A 16874-nucleotide genomic window follows, 5' to 3' on the forward strand; every position below is an offset into this window, starting at 1 on the left:
CACTCGCAACGGGTTCTCGCCGTCCCCTCCGACCAGCCGCGTCTCCGCACGGCCCTGCCGCCTGACCGAAGACCTCGTGCGTGACGCGCCGGAGCCCAAGAGAAGTCATTTCGGCTGTCCGTTCCGCCACGCCGTGCCAGCTACCTTTGCGACATGACGATGTGCAAGACCGCCCACGTGAGTGTTGACGCGATGATTGAGGACCTCAGGACACTCGTCGAAGTCGAGTCTCCATCGCGCGATCTCGACGCGTTGACGGCATCGGCCAAAACTGTCGCCGCTGTCATCGAGAGCCGCCTTGGCGGGCAGGCCATCCTCGTCGAGAGTGAAGCCGGGCCGCACGTCCACTGGTCATCCGGCGGCGATCCCAAAGTACTCATCCTCGGTCACCATGACACGGTGTTTCCGCTCGGCACCCTGGAACGCCGCCCGTTCATGGTCGAAGACGGGCGGGCAACCGGCCCCGGGGTCTTTGACATGCTTGGCGGTTTGGTGCAGGCCGTTCATGGGCTGGCGACACTCGATGACCGGTCGGGCGTCGGGATCCTGGTGACCGCCGACGAGGAGGTCGGCTCCCGCTCCTCTCGAGCTCTCATCGAAGAACGAGCCCTTGCCTGCGGCGCTGTACTTGTGTTCGAGGGCGCCGCTGATGGCGGAGCCCTGAAGACCGGCCGGAAAGGCTGCGGCACGTTCCAAGTCTCCATCTCGGGCCGGGCGTCGCACGCAGGCCTTGAGCCCGCAGCCGGGGTCAACGCCCTGATTGAAGCAGCACACCAGGTACTGGATATCGCAGCGCTTGGTCGCCCCGATATCGGCACGACTGTTACCCCGACCGTCGCGTCGGCAGGAACCCTGGACAACGTCGTTCCCGCAGAAGCGACCGTCATCGTCGACGTCCGGGTCGAGTCGGCCGGCGAGAAGGAACGAATCGAATCTGCGTTCGCGGCGCTGGCTCCGCATCTCGACGAGGCGGAGATCGCGGTTCAGGGAGCCATCGGCCGACCCCCGATGCCCGAGTCGGCGTCGGCCGAGCTCTTTGCGGTGGCAAAGCAGCTGCTTCCTGACCTCGAAGGCAGGGCGGTCGGCGGCGGAAGCGACGGCAACTTCACGGCCGCACTGGGGGTGCCGACACTCGATGGCCTTGGAGCAGTGGGGGGCGGTGCCCACGCCGACCACGAGTACCTGGTGATCGAAGCCATGGCTGAGCGGGCGCACCTGGTTGCTGGACTGGTGAACAAGCTCGGCAGGGGCCGGCTCGCATCCCTCTTGTCGAAGCGCTCCGGGCGCCGCGTACAGCCAGACGTCCCGACCCGCCCCCTGCCAGGACCGACCCAACCGGCCGGCCCACGCGCCTATTAGGCGTACTCCTCACGCGCCATGAGCCATCCGCCAGCACCTGCGCAAGCACGGAATCCGCGCGGTGATCCCCGTTCCGGCGGATCAGCGGGGCCACCGGCTGTGTCTGGGCACCCGGGGCTGCGGCTGGTGCGCGACAGCACCAGCCCCCCGGGCCAGCTACTCCCGGCTATCCGAACTGGCCGGGCTGGTAGTCGCCGGCGGGCTGCTGGACGATGACGTTCAGCCGGTTGAAGGCGTTGATGAGGGCGATCACGGACACCAGGGCCATGAGCTGCTCCTCGTCGTAGTGCTTGGCGGCATTCGCCCAGGCCTCGTCCGTGACCCCACCGGCCGCATCCGCGATGCGGGTGCCCTGCTCCGCCAGCTCCAGCGCAGCGCGCTCGGCCTCGGTGAAGACCGTGGCCTCCCGCCACGCCGCGACCAGATTGAGGCGCACCGACGACTCACCGGCGGCCTCGGCGTCCTTGGTGTGCATGTCGGTGCAGAAACCGCACCCGTTGATCTGACTCGCGCGGAGCCTGACCAGCTCCTGCGTCGCGGCAGGCAGCGGCGAGTTCGCGACCACCTGACCCGCCGAAATGATGTGCTTCAGGAACTTGCCTGCGGTCGGGCTGTCGAAGACGTTCAAACGGGCACCCATGGTGAACTCCTCTGCCGTTGTCGGTGGCTACACGCCTATGACGGAACGGCGCGGGCACGATGTGACATGACCGAATGTGACGTGCGTCTCCCCTGTCCGCGCTGCGGGAGCGACCACCTACGACGAGGTTCAGGACCGCTGCCAAGACGCCGCCCCCGCGCACCACGCGCAACAGTCGCAGGCGCCTGTTGGCTCGACTCCCCACCGCGGGAATCCTCCTCTGGTCCGCCCGGTGATCCGAAAAGACACGCCCTAACCGCGGCCTAACCGGCGTCCAACGGCCGTTCGAAGAAGGTCTCCAGAACCACCGTTGCCTGCGTCCCGCTGACCCCGTCGATCGCGTACAGCCGGCGCAACACGTCCTGGAGCCGCTCGGTGGTCGCGGTGCGCACCTTCACCAGGACGGCCGCGCTGCCCGCGATGACGTGCGCCTCCTGGATCTCCGGCACGGCGGCGAAGTCCTCGGCCTGGTCGCCCATCCACGCCGTCGAGTCGACCAGTACGAAGGCGAGGACCCCGCGGTCGAGTGCCGCGGGGTCGACGTCGACCGTCGTGGCCCGGATGACCCCCTGTTCGCGCAGCTTGCGCACGCGCTCGTGCGCGGCACCCGCCGACAGGCCGACCGCCTTGCCCAGTGCGGCGTACGACTGGGTGGCGTCCCGCTGGAGCAGCGCGATCAGCTGACGGTCGATGTCATCTACTGGTTTCATGTAAAGACCATATCTGGTTCGGTCATCTGCGTGTTACGTTGAATCACATTCTTGTTCATCCCTCTGAGAGGACGCCATGTCCACCGACGGCCTGTACGAGATCCTGGACGACCGCTTCCGCACCGGACGCTGCGCGAACGGCGACAGCAGGCTGGAGGTCCTGCACGACGACTGCCGCTGGGCCGAGGGCCCGCTGTACCTCCCCGCCTGGCGCCAGCTGATCTGGAGCGACATCCCGAACGACCGCATCCTGCGCTGGGACGAGGCCACCGGCACGGTCGGCGTCTTCCGTACCCCGGCCGGCCACAGCAACGGCAACACCCTCGACCGGCAGGGCCGCCTGGTCACCTGCGAGCAGGGAAACCGCCGCGTCACCCGCACCGAGCCCGACGGGACCGTGACCGTCCTCGCCGACCGTTACGCCGGCAAGCGGCTCAACAGCCCGAACGACTCCGTCGTACGCTCCGACGGCACGATCTGGTTCTCCGACCCGGACTTCGGCATCACCAGCGACTACGAGGGCCACCGAGCCGAGTCCGAGATCGGCGCGTGCAACGTGTACCGGATCGACCCCGCGACGGGGGACGTGCACCTCGCCGCCGACGGGTTCGCGGGACCCAACGGCGTCATCCTCACCCCTGACGAGAAGCGGCTGTACGTCTCCGACACGCGGGCCGCCCGGATCCACGTCTTCGACGTCCGCGAGGACGGCACGCTCTCGGACGGGAAGGTCTTCGCCGAGGCCCGCGGCGACGTCCACTTCGACAACATCCGCTTCGACGACGAGGGCCGCCTGTGGGCCGCCGCCCTGGACGACGGCGTCCACTGCTACGACCCCGACGGCACCCTCATCGGCCGGCTGCGTGTGCCCGAGCCCGTCTCCAACATCGCCTTCGGCGGCCCGAAGAACAACCGCCTGTTCATCACGGCCACCACCTCCCTGTACTCGCTGGTGATGTCGGTGACCGGGGCGCCGCGCCTCTAGGCCGTTTCTTTTTGATCACCTGGACCAGATGAAGAGGACCGGGTCGTCTTCTGCCTCCGCAACGGCTTCACGGCCGACTCCGTGTCGTCAAGAGTGAGGCAGAGCGGCCCTGTTCACCGGTGCTACCGCTACCGCTACGGTGCGGCATCGGATCCTCGGACCGGCGCCGCGTGACGTCACGCCGGCTGGCGCGCCACGTAGGCGTCGAGCTCGAACGACAGCAGTTGCTCGGCACCGTCGTAGAAGAAACCGCGGCTCGTGCACAGGGCGCGATCCGGTCGGCTGAGGTCGACCTTCAGCGCCACGACGACGGCATGGACCGTCGCCCCGGGATGCAGCGGACTCGGACAGCGGGTCGAGGTCGCTCACGGTGCTGTCACCTGCTCTTCGTCGGTCGGGGCCGCTTCCACGATGAACCCGACGCTCTCCAGGCCCGGTTGTGGCGCGGATGTCGGAAGGTCAGGTTCCCGTTGCCGGACGTGTGGCGCGGTTCCGTGGTCGCGTCCTCGCCAGCCCGGTTTCCACGGCGGTGAGCAGGGTGAGGGCCGCGTCGAGGTGGGTGGCGTCGTGGTCGGCGGCAACGGAGACGGCTGCGGCCCATTCCCGGCGGACGAGGGCGTAGTTGGCGCGCCCGCGTTCGGTGGTGTGGACGGTCACGCCGCGGCCGTCGCCCGGGTCGGCGCGTCGCTCGACAAGGCCCTTGCGCTCCAGCCCGCCCAGGACGGTGGAGAGGTTGGTGCGCTGCAGTCCGGTCGCGGTGGCGATGCGGCTGGGCGGGGCGGCGGGCTCGCGCTGCAGGTAGCGCATCACCATGCCCTCGGACGGGGACAGCGGAACGGCCCGCTCGTCGGTGTAGCCGCGGAACTGGATCTCGCGGCTGATGATCAGCGCGAGGTCGGCCAGCTCGGCCCACCGCTGCTCGTGGTCCGGTCCTGCTGTCGGGCCTGTCTGGTGCGCTTGGTCCTCCATCACGGCTCCAGGGTACGGGGTTGCCAGGAAGTAGTTATGAGCACATACTCCTTATGTGCTCATAGTTATGAGCACATAACTTCCGCTCTCTGGGAGCTGTCATGACGACAACCACCTCCTCCCCGCATGCCAGGGCGACCGCGCTCTCGCCCCGTGCCACGGCCCGTGCGGGCGGGCTGCACCCGGTCGGGGTGTTCATCCTGCTGGCCGGCGCATTCCTGCCGATCATGGACTTCTTCATCACCAACGTGGCCCTGCCCAGCATCGACGCTTCACTGCACGCCTCGGCGTCCTCGCTGGAACTGGTGATCGCCGGGTACGGCGTCGCGTACGCGACCCTGCTGGTCCTCGGAGGCCGGCTGGGCGACCGCTACGGCCGCCGCCGCATCTTCCTCGGGGCGCTGGTGGGCTTCGTCCTGGCCTCGCTGGCCTGCGGTGTCGCCCCGAGCGTGGGTGCGCTGATCGCGGCCCGCATAGTCCAGGGCGCCACCGCCGCCCTGCTCATCCCGCAGGTGCTGGCGACCTTCCACCACGTCCTCGAAGGAGAGCGCAAGGCTCGTGCTGTGGCTCTTTACGGGGCGACCTCCGGCATCGCCGCCGTGGTCGGGCAGTTGGTGGGCGGCCTGCTGGTCAGCGCCGACATCGCCGGCACCTCCTGGCGGCCGATCTTCTTGGTCAACGTGCCCATCGGCGTGGTCGTGCTCCTGGTGGCGGCCCGCATCGTGCCGGACACCCGCTCGCACCACCCGGTCGGTATCGACCTGCCCGGCACCGTCCTGTTCGCCGCCACCCTGACCGCCCTGCTCGTCCCGCTGACCGAGGGGCACTCCCTGGGCTGGCCGTGGTGGACCTGGCTGCTTCTCGCCGTCGCGGTCGTCCTGGGCGCTGCCACCCTCGCCGTGGAGAAGCGCGCCGAGCGGCGCGGCGAGGTCCCGCTGCTGCCGCCGTCCTTGCTGCGCCTGGCGTCGATGTCCCGCGGACTGGCCATGGTGTTCGCCTTCAGCATCGGCTTCGGCGCGTTCATGTTCGTCTTCGCCCTCACCGTCCAGAACGGCCTGCACGCCGACGCCCTGCACAGTGGGCTGGCGATCCTGCCGATGGCTCTGCTCTTCTTCGCAGGTTCACTGGTCGCGCCCCGCGTGATCACGCGGTTCGGCCGGGCGGCGCTGTCCGCCGGCGCCGTCGTCCAACTCGCCGGACTGGTCTCACTGGTGACGGTCCTGCTCGGGAACTGGCCGCACGTCAGCCTGTGGGCGATGGCCGTACCACTGGCCCTGGTCGGTGCCGGACAGTCGATGCTGTTCGCCGGCCTGTTCCGCAGCGTGCTCGCCGACGTCCCCACCCACTTGGCCGGTATCGGCAGCGGCGTGCTGATCACCTTGCAGCAGAGCGGTCTCGCTCTCGGTGTGGCCACTCTTGGCACCCTCTATCTGGCCCTGGCGCCGCACAACGTCGCCCACGCGTTCGCCGGAGTCGAGTACGTGCAGATGGGCATCGTCGCCCTGCTCGCGGCCGGCGCTGCCGCCCTGCCGCGCTTCACCAAGGCCGCGTCGGCCGCCACTCCGGTCGTCGACGCCTGAACCCGCGGCCCCGCGGGGCGCGGACGCGGAAGCACTCATGCCCAACACCGCACATGCGTGCCGACCTCGGCGCCGACGTGGTCAAGGTCGAACGGCAGGGCATCGGGGACGACACCCGGGCCTGGCGCCCTCCGGCGGCACGGCGACCTATTTCCTCAGCGTCAACCGGAACAAGAGGTCCGTCGTCCTGGACCTCACGACCGAGGCCGGCCTCGAACAGGCCCGTGCCCTGGTTGCCGAGTCCGACGCCTGGTGGAGAACTTCCGTCCCGGCACGATGGAACGGCTGGGGCTCGGCCATCGCGAACTCCGTGCCCGGCACTCTGGGTTGATCTACTGCTCGATCAGCGGTTTCGGCAGCGGTGCGGGCTGTGATGCGGCCCGCAGGCAGCCGACCCCGAACGGGGCGCCGAGCGGAGAACCGGGCGGGCTCGATGCCGCAGGCACAAGCCGTGGGCTGCCAATCGGTGAGGATTGTGAGCGGTCACATCGCCGCCGTCAAGAGATGGAAACCGGAGATTTACGCGGCGATCACACCGGGCACGTCACGGGTCGTCCGGTGCTGCACCGGACGGCGGCCGACAGAAGGCCCGCGAAAGGTCGTACACCACAGAAGGGGAACCGCGTTGACTACTGCTGTCGAAGCAGCCGAGAGATCTCTTCTCTGGTCCCATGAGGCCCTTGGGCTGCACGCCATCGCGGATGCCGCGGGGTCGGTCAGGCTGGGAGCGCCGGGCCAGGTCTGGAACTCCCTGCTTCCCCTGGTCGAGGTCACCGCCACCGGTCACGGCCGTACCTGGTCGGGGGAGCGTTTCATCGACACCGCGATCGGCGACCGCCTGACCTACCGCGGCCACGAGACGGGCCAGGACGGGGCCTGGCAGTGCACAACCATCAGGCTGGCGGACCCGGCGACCGGCCTCGCCGCCGACATCACCCTGCGGACATGCCCCGGCGCTGGCTTCCTCCGCTCGCAGGTGCGCCTGGTCAATGAGGGGAGTGCCACGCTCCAGCTGGAGAGCGTGTCGAGCCTGGCCCTCGGCGGCATCGTGGACGCCATGGGCGCTCTGGACGGCCTGACCCTCCACTGGGCCGACAACGACTGGCTCGCCGAGTGCCGTTGGCAGCACGCCGCCTTCCGTGACCACATCGTCCCCCTGAACCGGTCTGCCCATGGCCACGAAGGGCGCGGCTGCTTCGAGCGGTACTCGCAGGGCAGTTGGTCCACGGGACGGCACCTGCCGATCGCCGCGCTCACCGATCGGACGGGTCGCGCCCGGCTCTGGCAGATCGAGTCCAGCGCCGGTTGGCGCTACGAGACCGGCGAACGAGAAGGCGCCGCCTACCTCGCCCTGTTCGGACCGGACGACGCCCATCACCAGTGGCGCCAACTCCTGGCGCCCGGCCAGGAGTTCACCACCGTCCCGGCCGTCCTCGTCGGGGCCGAGACCGGCGGCCTGGACGCCGCGTTCGGCGAACTCACCGCCTACCGCCGCCGTATCCGCCGCAGCCACCCGGACCATACGACACTCCCGGTGATCTACAACGACTACATGAACACCCTGATGGGAGACCCCACCACCGACAAACTCCTGCCGCTCATCGAAGCGGCGGCGACCGCCGGCGCCGAGGTCTTCGTCATCGACGCCGGCTGGTACGACGACGACGCCCAGGGCTGGTGGGACGCCGTCGGCGCCTGGGACGCCTCCGGCAGCCGCTTTCCGGGCGGCATCCAGCAGGTCCTGGACGCCATCAGGAAGCACGGAATGACCCCCGGACTCTGGCTGGAGCCCGAAGTGGTCGGCGTCCGCAGCCCGCTGGCCCGTACCCTGCCACCAGAGGCGTTCTTCCGCCGGGGCGGAATCCGCGTCACCGAACACGGCCGCCACCACCTGGACCTGCGCCACCCCGCCGCCCGCGCCCACCTCGACCAGGTCGTCGACCGGATCGTGGGCGACTGGGGGGTGGGCTATCTGAAGCTCGACTACAACATCAACATCGGTCCCGGTACCGAGCACGGCGCCGAAAGTGCAGGCGCCGGCCTGCTCGGGCACCACCGCGCGCACCTCGACTGGCTCGGCTCCCTCCTCGACCGGCACCCCGGCCTCGTCCTGGAGAACTGCGCGTCGGGCGGGCTGCGCATGGACTACGCCCAACTCGCGGTCACCCAGCTGCAGTCCACCAGCGACCAACAGGACCCCCTGCGCTATCCGCCCATCGCAGCCGCCGCCGCCACCGCGGCGACCCCCGAGCAGACCGCTGTGTGGGCCTACCCCCAGCCGCACTTCAGCCCCGACGAGATCGCCTTCACCCTCAACGGCACGATGCTGGGCCGTATCCACCTGTCCGGGTTCCTCGACCGTATGAGCCCGCAGCAGTTCGAACTCGTCCGCTCGGGCATCTCCGTCTACAAGGCCATCCGATCGGAATTCCCCGACAGCCTCCCCTTCTGGCCCCTCGGACTGCCCTCGTGGCAGGACACCTGGATCGCCTCCGGCCTGCGCGGCCCTGTCGGCACCTGGCTCACACTGTGGCGACGGGAGCCAGCCTCCGACGAGCAAGGGAGAGGGACACGCCCACGCGGCGAGTACGGAGCCGACGACAGCGCCCGCACCGTCACGATCCCTCACCTGCGCGGTGCCCGCCTCCAGCCCACACTGCTCTACCCGGCCACCGCCGACGCCACCGCGGCCTGGGACGCCACCCACGGGCAGCTCACCGTCTCCCTGCCCCGCCCCAACACCGCCGTGCTCGTCAGCCTCAGCGCGACGCCGTCGGCCCCGGGCCGTGAGCCGTGACGGGGCGGGCCTGACCCGTGCTCGTCAAGTGGAGGGCACCTGGCTGCGGGCGGCCGAGCTGCCGGCGACCAGCGACGGAGGCCAGGAGGCCGTCCCGCCCAGGGCCGGCTGTGGCCCCCGGCCGTGGGTACGCAGGGCCCGGGGCCACCCGCGCCTTCGGCGTGACCGGTGCGGTGGCGGTCCTGGCTTCGCTGACCGCTTTGGCCATCCCGGGCCGTCGGGGTCGGACCGTCGGCGAAAAGGTTCCGCGGGCCGAACCGGCTGCCGAAGGAGACATGGAAGACCTCGCGCGACCCCGACTACGCCGCCAAGAAGGCCAGGGTCGAGCACCTCTACGCGATCGCCGACAGAGAGGTCATACCCGACGACGGCGAGCCTGAAGTCGTCTTCTGCCTGGACGAGTTCGGGCCGCTCAACCTCCAGCCCCACCCGGGGCGGCAGTGGGCTGAGCGCGGAGGGCAGCACAAGGACCCCGGCCGGGAGCCGAGGCCCCGCCGACGGGCGACCTACACCCGCCCGCACGGGGTCCGGCACCTGTTCGCCGCCTACGACCTGGGCAAGGACAGGCTCTACGGCCATATCAAGCCGAGAAAGCACCGCACGAGGTTCCTGGAGTTCTGCCGCTACCTGCGCAGCCTCTACCCGCCTCAGGTCCGGATCGCGGTCGTGCTCGACAACTTCTCCCCGCACCTGGCCACGAAGAAGGACAGCCGGGTCGGCGACTGGGCCGCGGCGCACAACGTCGAGCTCGCCTACACGCCGACTCACAGCTCCTGGCTGAACCGCATCGAGGCCCAGTTCACCGCCCTGCGCTACTTCGCGCTGGACGGCACCGACCACACCAGCCACAAGGAGCAGGGCAGCATGATCCGCCGCTACATCATCTGGCGGAACAAGCACGCTGCCGACGAACGCCTCCGCGCGGTCGTCACCCGCGTGAACGTGGCCTGAGCCAGCGCAGCACCCGGTGGTTCACACTCGCGGCAGACAGGCTCCCGGGACTGCGGCTCCCAGATGACCAGGCGGTACTCCGCCGCGAGCTCCTTCCTGTTGCGGCACTGGCTGACCTGATGCTGTTCGATCGCGTGAAAAGGCTCCCCGTCGGCGGCATCCGCGCCGCTGGGACGGGCACAGCACTGCCCCGAGGCGGCTGATCACCTAGGCGGACACATATGTGAGTGCCGGATACACCTCCGGGTCGCCCTCGACACCTGCCTCACGGAGGATCGGAATGAGGATCTCGGCGAAGCGGTTGAGGGCCTCCTCGGACTCCCAGACGTCGACGACGCGGAAGGTGCTCTCGCCCTGTCCCGCGATGTGTGCGAGCAAACCTTCTACGGGCCAGTCGGCTGGAGATTCCATCCGGTTCTTGCCCCCCGTCAACTTGCGGTTGGTCTCCTCGTACTGCTCCTGTGTGAACTCGGGGGAGATGAGGACGATCGGCATTTGGGTCCTTCCAGATCGCGGAGACGCGGCATGGGGCTGCCACGTCTGGGCCGGAATCAGGCGACGGCGACGTCCGCCTGTTCACATAGCGATCCTGGGCCGCGTCGCATCATCGCGCATGACTTGCTGCTCCACACGAGACGGAGTCACGCCCGTCGAGAGGGCGAACCTTGCCTGATGCGGCACTTGCAGGCCGAAGCGACGCCCGCCCACGCCGCCGCCGGCCCGCCCAACGCCTGCGTCCCGCCGTGCGGCGTCTGCTCGACCAGCTCACCGAAACCCCCGCGCTCGTCCTTGGCAAACGCCTGGACATCCTGGCCTGGAACCCCGCATCCGCAGCCCTCTACACCGACTTCGCTGCCCTCCCGGCCCACCGGCGCAACTACCTGCGGCTGCTGTTCATGAACCCGGTGGTCCGCCAACTGCACCAGGACTGGGCCCACGACGCCCGGGAAGCCGTCGCCGCGCTGCGCATGGAGGCCGCGGCCGACCCCGACGATCCCGACCTCGCCCAGCTCATCGGCGAACTGTCCCTCCAGGACCTCGACTTCCGCACCTGGTGGGCCGAACACCGCGTCAACAGCGCCAGTTACGGCACCAAGCACTACCGCCACCACCTGGTGGGCGACCTCACCCTCGACTGCGACACCTGGACCAGCCCCGACGGCTCCGGACAGCGCCTGATGATCCTGTCCGCCGAACCCGGCAGCCCCTCCCACGACGCCCTGCGCATCCTCACCTCATGGACTACCCGGCAACCGAGCACCGACCGGACGGAGGACCTGACGCGATGACCACCTGGACACCCGAAGATCTCGCCCTTCTCACCGGGTCTGAATCCCTCGTCCTGACCGCCGGGGACGACGGACACTCCGGCGTGGAGATCGGTATGGTCCTGGTCCGCGGCGAGCTGTATGTCCGCGCCTACCGAGGGGTCCGCTCCCGCTGGTACCAGGCGGCGCAGAAGGACAGCCACGGCCAGATCCGGGTGGGGGCCGCCACCCGCGACGTCCTCCTGGAAACCCGGGATACCAGGCCCGCCTCCGAGATCGACGCCGCCTACCGGAGCAAGTACGGACAGGCGGCCGGCGCCCTCGCCGCGAGCCCCGCGGCACACGCCGCGACGATACGGATCGACCCGGCACCCTCATCGAACGGCGCCACGGGCATGGTTCGCTGACGGAACGGGGCCCTGGGCAACGTCAGCGCGCAGCAGGGCACGCTCACCGCCGAGCAGTCCGGCGAGACTGCTCGCCAGGGTGAGAGCGCCAAGTCGTGTGTGCAGCATGCTCGACGTGGCCGTTCCGGGACCGGTCTACGCCGGCCGGCTGCGTGAGCAAGGCCAGGAAGTGTACCGATGGCGTCAAGAACGCCTCTCTCGACCCGTTAGGGGAATTGGTAGGGGCCGGGCGATCTTCCCCGGGGTCAACTGCGAAGAAGCCGGAACCGGCGACCTCGCGTAATCAGCCAGTGGGCCGCCCCCAGCCGACCTGCTGCCGGGGCAGGGTGGGCATGCCCAGAGGTCCACCCTGCCCATCCTGGCGGTTCGGTGGCCCGGGGCTCGCTTGCTGCGCAGGAACCTCAGGGTGAGGTCGAGTCCTTCGACCTCACCACGCCAGCCCTCGTCGATCGCGCGTTGGCGGCGGGCCAGCAGGTCTGCCTCCAGTTCGTCGAGGCGGGGGCAGCATCTTAGGGTTGATCGACAGCATCGGGCAGCGGATGCAGGCGTGCTCGTGCGCGCAGGGCGTGCCGTAGGGGCGTCCGCAGGAGCCGAGCTCGACCTTGCGCTTGTCGAAGTGGTCCTGGAAGTCGCTCCACTCCTCGTCGGTCGGCCGGCGGTACTCCGTCGGCGGCCGCCTGGCCCGGCGGCGGTCGAGGAACTCCGCTGGATCCCTACGGTCTCGCACTGATGGAGCGCGCGCTCTGGCGCATGACCAGGTGTGTGCCGAGCAGGACGCTCTGGTCGGAGTACAACGGGTCGTCGCGGTGCAGCGCCATCCGCACCGCGGTGCGGCCCAGTTCGTCGAAGGGCACGTGCACGGAATTCAGCGGTGGGCAGAGGTCGGCGCAGATCGGCTCGTCGTTGTAGCCGATGAGCGACAGGTCGTCCGGAATGGACAGGCCGGCCTCGCGGGCGGCAGTCATCGCGCCGGCCGCGAGGTAGTCGTCGAAGCAGAACGCCGCGGTGTACGGCAGTGGCCCGGCGGCCAGGTGGGCGCGCACGGTCTCGTAACCGAACGGCCGGTCGGCCCGTCCGATGTAGAGGAGTCCCGGATCCGGGGTGATGCCGTAGTCCTCGTGCGCGCGGCGGTATCCGGCGATGCGCAGGTCGGTCGTGGTGTGGTCACGGAGGCCGCCGAGGAGGGCGATGCGCCGGTGGCCGAGGGACAGCAGGTGGCTGACGGCCGCGTGGGCGCCGCCTTCGTTGTCGTAGTCCACGACCGTGATCGGCAGGTCGGGCGCGGGGGCGGGGCGACCGCAGAGCACCAGCCGTGAGCCGTTGGCGTCGAGGACTCGGGCGAAGCGGGAGATGCGCTCGGCGTAGTGCGGCGTGACCAACGTTCCGCCGATGAGTACGACCGCCTCGGTGTTGTGCTGGCGCAGTGTCTCCAGCAGCGCCATCTCCCGGTCCGGGTCGTTCCTGGTGGAACAGACGATACAGAGCCGATTCTCGTTGATGGCCTGCTCTTCGATGCCGCCGGCGACCCGGTTGTGGAACTGCCAGGACAGTGTCGGCAACAGGACCGCCACGGTGCGTGAGTGCGGTGCCGACAAGGCGCGCGCCTGGGCGTTGACCACGTAGTCGAGATCTTTGATGGCCCGCTGCACGCGGGCCTGAGCCGTGGGGGAGACCGGGCGGTTGCCGGTCAGAACCCGGGAGACGGTCGCCGGGGAGACGCCGGCTCGAGTGGCGACATCGCGGATTGTGGCGGCACGCGGAGCCGCGTCCTGGCTGTCGTGCATATCTGAAGTATACGGTTGCCTGTCTGTTTCCTCTGGAGACAACGGGCTCACTTGAGCATCCCCACGGTGAGGCCGGCCTGGATGCGCCGCTGGAGCATCAGATAGAGGGCGATCACGGGGACGGCCGCGATGACGAGTCCGGCGAACAGGGCGCTCCAGTCCGCCTCGTAGCCCTGCTGGCTGGACAGGCTCGCCAGGCCCTGGGACAGGACGTACTTGTCACGGTCGGTGTTGAGCGCGACCGGCAACAGGTACTGGTTCCACATGCCGAGGAAGTTGAAGATGCCGACCGACAGCAGACCGGGCTTGGCCATGGGCAGCATGATTCGGAAGAATATGGCCTCCTGCGAGGCGCCGTCGATGAGGGCGGCCTCGGCGACGGCCGTGGGCAGGGTGCGGAAGAAACTGGTCAGGAAGAAGACCGTGAACGGCAGCGCGTACGCCGTGTAGACCAGGATCATTCCCTGGTAACTGCCGAGCAGGCCGAGGTTCTTGACGATGAAGAAGAGCGGGACGAGGGCGAGGACGACGGGGAAGGCCATGCCGGCGACGAACGTGTAGTAGATCAGCCGGGATCCGGGGAAGGTGAACCGGGCCAGCACGTAGGCGACCATCGAACCCAGGATCATCGTGAGGGCCAGCGCGCCGAACACGACGACGAGGGTGTTGACGAAGAAGTCGCCGATGCTCGCCTTGGACCAGGCCCGGGCGAAGTTGTCGGCGTGCCAAGTGCTGGGGAGCCGCCACGGGTTGCCGAACAGCTCGCGGTTGTCCTTGAACGCGCTGATCAAGGCCCACAGCAGAGGCACGGTGGACAGCAGGGCCCAGACGGCGAGCAGAGCGTGGGTCACGCCGGTGGCCACGGGAGCGGTGGGGCGTGTGCGGTGGGGTGAAGTCGTCTTCGGGTTGGCCTCAGAACTCGATCGTTTGGCCAGGGGGGCAGTGGGGCGGGTGCGGTGGGGCGAAGTCGTCATCGGGCCGGCCTCAGAACTCGATCGTGGTCTTCTTGCGGGAGGTGCCGAAGGTGAGCGCCGTCATCAGCAGGCTCAGCAGGCTCAGCAGCACACCGATCGCGGTGGCGTAGCCGAAGTTGCCTTTCTGGAACGCGGACAGGTAGAGGTACTGGGACAGCACCATGGTGGAGTTGTCCGGTCCGCCGGAGGGGGCGAGAACCATGAACAGCGCGAACGCGTCGAGCGCGTGGATGCCCAGATATATCCAGGCGACCTGGACGGTCTCCCGCAGCAGCGGCAGGGTGATGCGGGTCAGCGTCTGGAACCGTCCGGCGCCGTCCAGTTCGGCGGCCTCGAAGATGTCCTTCGGAATGGACTGCATCGCGGCGCTGAACAGCACTACGTAGAACCCGACGCCGGCCCAGACCAGCACGCCGATCAGCGCCCACAGCGCGACGGTCGGGTCGCCGAGCCAGGAATGCGCCAGCCCGCCCAGCCCGATCGCCTCCAGCCCTCCGTTGAGCAGCCCGATCTGAGGGTTGTAGATGAACTGCCAGAGCACCGCCGTGATCACCACGGGGAGGATGTGCGGAAGGAAGTAGACGCGGCGGTAGAAGGCCGAGCCGCGGACTCCCGCCACCTTGCCCCCCGAGCCGCCGACGTTGAGCATGGCGGCGAAGAACAGTCCGAGCGCGATCGTGACCAGCGGCACCACCAGCAGAAGCAGCCCGTTGTGAGCCAAGGCCCGCCAGAATTCCGGGTCCTGAAGCAGGCGCTGGAAGTTGTCGAACCCGACGAAGGGCTTGTCTGCGGTGAACCCCGACCAGCTGGTCAGCGAGATCTGGAACGCCTGCGCGTAGGGGGAGACCACCAGCACCGCGTACAGGGTGAGCGGCAGTGCCAGGAAGAGAAGGATGATGCGGGTTTTTCCGTGGTTCACGAACGACTCCGGAAGTAGGGAGACGGGATCTGCCGCCCCAACCTCGTGGGGGCGGCAGATCGGATCCGGCTAGCGCTTGAACTTCGTGATGGAGGAGTCGGCGGCGACGGCGTCGGCCTTGGCCTGCATCTTGGAGAGGAAGCCGGCCGCGTCGGTGCGCCCGGCGAGCAGGTTGGCTATCTCGGTCTTCAACGTGGTGGACAGGTCGGCGTACCAGCTGGTGAACAGGTGGGAGAACAGGTCGTCCCCGGCCGCGTCGATGGCCTTCGTCACCGATCCCAGCGCGGTGGAGCCGAAGTCCTCGTCCCCCGTCGCCCCCTTGACGACGGTGAGGGCATGGGTCGTCTTCGTGAAGTTGACCGCCGCCTTCTTGGAGAGCATCGTCCGCAGGTACTCCTTGCCGCCACGGACGTTCTTGGCCTTGGCGGGGATGACGTAGATCTCCCCGGCGATGGCGTACAGCGCGGTCTGCGGCAGGCTGCCGGTCGCCGAGAGCGGGGGGACCGTGCCGAAGACCATGTCGAACCCGTCCGGGGTGATCGACTTCATCTCGTTCTCGATGAACGATCCGGAGTGGTACATCGCGGCCTTGCCCTGCACCCACGCGGTCTGCGCCTGGGTGTGGTCGAGCCCCTCGCTGCCCTTGAGGAAGTACCCGGACGAGGCCAGTGAGGCGATCGCCTCGGCGGCGGCCTTCACCGGCTCGGCCTGCCACGCCTTGGCTTCCAGATTGTCGATCGCCTTGATGACGTCGGCCCCGCCCTGCTTCGCCGCGAGCGCGATCAGCGCCTGGAGGTAGTAGTCGGGCGCCGTCGTGCCGCCGTATGCGAACGGTGCGATGCCCGCCTTCTTGATCTTGGCGGCCAGCGCGGTCAGACCGTCCCAGGTGGTCGGCCAGGTCCACCCGTGCTTGTCGAACAGCGTCTTGGAGTACCAGAAGCCGTGCACGGTGAAGACGTACGGAAGACCCATCACCTTGCCGTCGAACGTGGCGGGGTCCAGCGCGCCCGGCAGCAGGGTGTCCTCGACCGTGGTGTCCGGGTCGTCGGCCGAGGGGGCCTTCAGCAGGTCGGACAGGTTGGCCAGCTGGCCGTCGGCGACCAGAGTGCCCAACACCATCTTCTTGGCACCGCTGTTGTCGACGACGTCCGGCGGGTCGCCGGCGACGAACCGCGGCTGCAGTTCGGTCCCGATCTCGGTGATGCCGGAGTGGCTGACCTTCGCCTTCGGGAACTTCTTGGCGTACAGCTTCTCGTCGAACTTGGCGTAGTCGTCGCTGTAGCCGCCCTTGAAGACGACGACGTCCAGCGTGGCGTCTTCCGCGACACCGAACGGGTTGTCGGCGGTGACCTTGCCTTCAGCCGCGGTGCCGCTGTCGCCGCTGGAGCCGGCGCACGCGGTCAGCAGGCCGGCGCCGGACACGGCGAAAGCGGCGACTGCTGTGGATCTCAGCAGGGCCCGCCGTGAGAAGGACGGGGGGAGGGTGTTCATTGGTGCCTCTCCTTGATTGCGATGGGGACGGTGCTGCGAT

Annotated in this window: 14 protein-coding genes and 3 pseudogenes; 8 read left to right on the forward strand and 9 right to left on the reverse strand. The window is 68.9% G+C overall.

The features are described from left to right. Positions 1–153: 153 nt before the first annotated feature. Positions 154–1359 (forward strand): M20 family metallopeptidase, encoded by a 1206-nt coding sequence (locus ACZ4WS_RS26780; RefSeq protein ID WP_467984143.1) that lies wholly within the window; start codon positions 154–156, stop codon positions 1357–1359. A gap of 166 nt (positions 1360–1525) precedes the next feature. On the opposite strand, the gene ACZ4WS_RS26785 is transcribed toward ACZ4WS_RS26780, so the two are convergent. Both ACZ4WS_RS26785 and ACZ4WS_RS26790 read right to left on the reverse strand, forming a co-directional pair. Beyond that, positions 1526–1999, reverse strand: coding sequence for a carboxymuconolactone decarboxylase family protein (locus tag ACZ4WS_RS26785; RefSeq protein WP_467984145.1), 474 nt, complete (start codon positions 1997–1999; stop codon positions 1526–1528). A gap of 263 nt (positions 2000–2262) precedes the next feature. Next, positions 2263–2709, reverse strand: a complete 447-nt coding sequence (locus ACZ4WS_RS26790; RefSeq protein ID WP_467984147.1) for an Lrp/AsnC family transcriptional regulator — start codon at positions 2707–2709, stop codon at positions 2263–2265. A gap of 76 nt (positions 2710–2785) precedes the next feature. Between ACZ4WS_RS26790 and ACZ4WS_RS26795 the strand changes: the two genes are divergently transcribed. After that, entirely contained in the window at positions 2786–3694 is a 909-nt protein-coding gene (locus tag ACZ4WS_RS26795; RefSeq protein WP_467984149.1) for an SMP-30/gluconolactonase/LRE family protein, read from the forward strand. Positions 3695–3870: 176 nt separating this feature from the next. Here ACZ4WS_RS26795 and ACZ4WS_RS26800 read toward each other — a convergent pair whose 3' ends face one another. Together ACZ4WS_RS26800 and ACZ4WS_RS26805 are read right to left on the reverse strand one after the other, a co-directional pair. Continuing rightward, the gene (locus ACZ4WS_RS26800; RefSeq protein WP_467984151.1) at positions 3871–3999 is read right to left on the reverse strand and encodes a hypothetical protein; all 129 of its coding nucleotides are present in this window, start codon (positions 3997–3999) and stop codon (positions 3871–3873) included. 154 nt (positions 4000–4153) lie between these two features. Then, positions 4154–4663: a MarR family winged helix-turn-helix transcriptional regulator gene (locus ACZ4WS_RS26805; RefSeq protein WP_467984511.1), complete on the reverse strand. Its 510-nt coding sequence runs from the start codon at positions 4661–4663 to the stop codon at positions 4154–4156. A gap of 101 nt (positions 4664–4764) precedes the next feature. Between ACZ4WS_RS26805 and ACZ4WS_RS26810 the strand changes: the two genes are divergently transcribed. The 4 genes and pseudogenes from ACZ4WS_RS26810 to ACZ4WS_RS26825 all read left to right on the forward strand — a co-directional run. Beyond that, positions 4765–6243, forward strand: coding sequence for an MFS transporter (locus tag ACZ4WS_RS26810; protein WP_467984153.1), 1479 nt, complete (start codon positions 4765–4767; stop codon positions 6241–6243). A 37-nt stretch (positions 6244–6280) separates the two neighbouring features. Further along, positions 6281–6918 (forward strand): annotated as a pseudogene (locus tag ACZ4WS_RS26815) (CoA transferase). Then, positions 6869–9040 (forward strand): glycoside hydrolase family 36 protein, encoded by a 2172-nt coding sequence (locus ACZ4WS_RS26820; protein ID WP_467984154.1) that lies wholly within the window; start codon positions 6869–6871, stop codon positions 9038–9040. Before ACZ4WS_RS26815 ends, ACZ4WS_RS26820 begins: the two are co-directional and overlap by 50 nt. 270 nt (positions 9041–9310) lie before the next feature. After that, positions 9311–9991 (forward strand): annotated as a pseudogene (locus ACZ4WS_RS26825) (transposase); the annotation flags it as partial. A 207-nt stretch (positions 9992–10198) separates the two neighbouring features. On the opposite strand, the gene ACZ4WS_RS26830 reads toward ACZ4WS_RS26825, so the two are convergent. Continuing rightward, a complete protein-coding gene (locus tag ACZ4WS_RS26830) occupies positions 10199–10486 on the reverse strand; it encodes a hypothetical protein (protein WP_067010458.1) in 288 nt (95 codons plus the stop codon). A 185-nt stretch (positions 10487–10671) separates the two neighbouring features. Between ACZ4WS_RS26830 and ACZ4WS_RS26835 the strand changes: the two are divergent. Then, positions 10672–11280, forward strand: a pseudogene (locus ACZ4WS_RS26835) (MmyB family transcriptional regulator); the annotation flags it as partial. Next, a complete protein-coding gene (locus ACZ4WS_RS26840; RefSeq protein WP_467984156.1) occupies positions 11277–11666 on the forward strand; it encodes a DUF2255 family protein in 390 nt (129 codons plus the stop codon). The pseudogene ACZ4WS_RS26835 and the gene ACZ4WS_RS26840, both read left to right, overlap by 4 nt. A 713-nt stretch (positions 11667–12379) precedes the next feature. Here ACZ4WS_RS26840 and ACZ4WS_RS26845 read toward each other — a convergent pair. The 4 genes from ACZ4WS_RS26845 to ngcE form a co-directional block, all read right to left on the reverse strand. Continuing rightward, complete coding sequence (locus ACZ4WS_RS26845) at positions 12380–13450, reverse strand: LacI family DNA-binding transcriptional regulator (RefSeq protein WP_467984158.1); 1071 nt, start codon at positions 13448–13450, stop codon at positions 12380–12382. Positions 13451–13497: 47 nt separating this feature from the next. Next, positions 13498–14424 carry a carbohydrate ABC transporter permease gene (locus ACZ4WS_RS26850; protein WP_467984160.1) on the reverse strand — a complete coding sequence of 309 codons (927 nt, stop codon included), beginning with the start codon at positions 14422–14424 and terminating at the stop codon, positions 13498–13500. Between the two features lie 10 nt (positions 14425–14434). After that, the gene (locus tag ACZ4WS_RS26855; RefSeq protein ID WP_351705221.1) at positions 14435–15343 is read right to left on the reverse strand and encodes a carbohydrate ABC transporter permease; all 909 of its coding nucleotides are present in this window, start codon (positions 15341–15343) and stop codon (positions 14435–14437) included. A 69-nt stretch (positions 15344–15412) separates the two neighbouring features. Continuing rightward, positions 15413–16834 (reverse strand): N-acetylglucosamine/diacetylchitobiose ABC transporter substrate-binding protein, encoded by a 1422-nt coding sequence (ngcE, locus tag ACZ4WS_RS26860; protein WP_467984161.1) that lies wholly within the window; start codon positions 16832–16834, stop codon positions 15413–15415. Between the last annotated feature and the right edge of the window lie 40 nt (positions 16835–16874).

The sequence above is a fragment of the Streptomyces sp. NPDC029292 genome (assembly GCF_055569295.1).

Excerpts from the sequence above, each read along its gene's own strand:
- ACZ4WS_RS26845 (WP_467984158.1), bottom strand. The coding sequence starts at position 13,450 with ATGCACGACAGCCAGGACGCGGCTCCGCGTGCCGCCACAATCCGCGAT.
- ACZ4WS_RS26810 (WP_467984153.1), top strand. The coding sequence starts at position 4,765 with ATGACGACAACCACCTCCTCCCCGCATGCCAGGGCGACCGCGCTCTCG.
- ACZ4WS_RS26805 (WP_467984511.1), bottom strand. The coding sequence starts at position 4,663 with ATGGAGGACCAAGCGCACCAGACAGGCCCGACAGCAGGACCGGACCAC.
- ACZ4WS_RS26795 (WP_467984149.1), top strand. The coding sequence starts at position 2,786 with ATGTCCACCGACGGCCTGTACGAGATCCTGGACGACCGCTTCCGCACC.
- ACZ4WS_RS26790 (WP_467984147.1), bottom strand. The coding sequence starts at position 2,709 with ATGAAACCAGTAGATGACATCGACCGTCAGCTGATCGCGCTGCTCCAG.
- ACZ4WS_RS26830 (WP_067010458.1), bottom strand. The coding sequence starts at position 10,486 with ATGCCGATCGTCCTCATCTCCCCCGAGTTCACACAGGAGCAGTACGAG.
- ACZ4WS_RS26785 (WP_467984145.1), bottom strand. The coding sequence starts at position 1,999 with ATGGGTGCCCGTTTGAACGTCTTCGACAGCCCGACCGCAGGCAAGTTC.
- ACZ4WS_RS26780 (WP_467984143.1), top strand. The coding sequence starts at position 154 with ATGACGATGTGCAAGACCGCCCACGTGAGTGTTGACGCGATGATTGAG.
- ACZ4WS_RS26840 (WP_467984156.1), top strand. The coding sequence starts at position 11,277 with ATGACCACCTGGACACCCGAAGATCTCGCCCTTCTCACCGGGTCTGAA.
- ACZ4WS_RS26850 (WP_467984160.1), bottom strand. The coding sequence starts at position 14,424 with ATGACGACTTCGCCCCACCGCACCCGCCCCACTGCCCCCCTGGCCAAA.
- ngcE (WP_467984161.1), bottom strand. The coding sequence starts at position 16,834 with ATGAACACCCTCCCCCCGTCCTTCTCACGGCGGGCCCTGCTGAGATCC.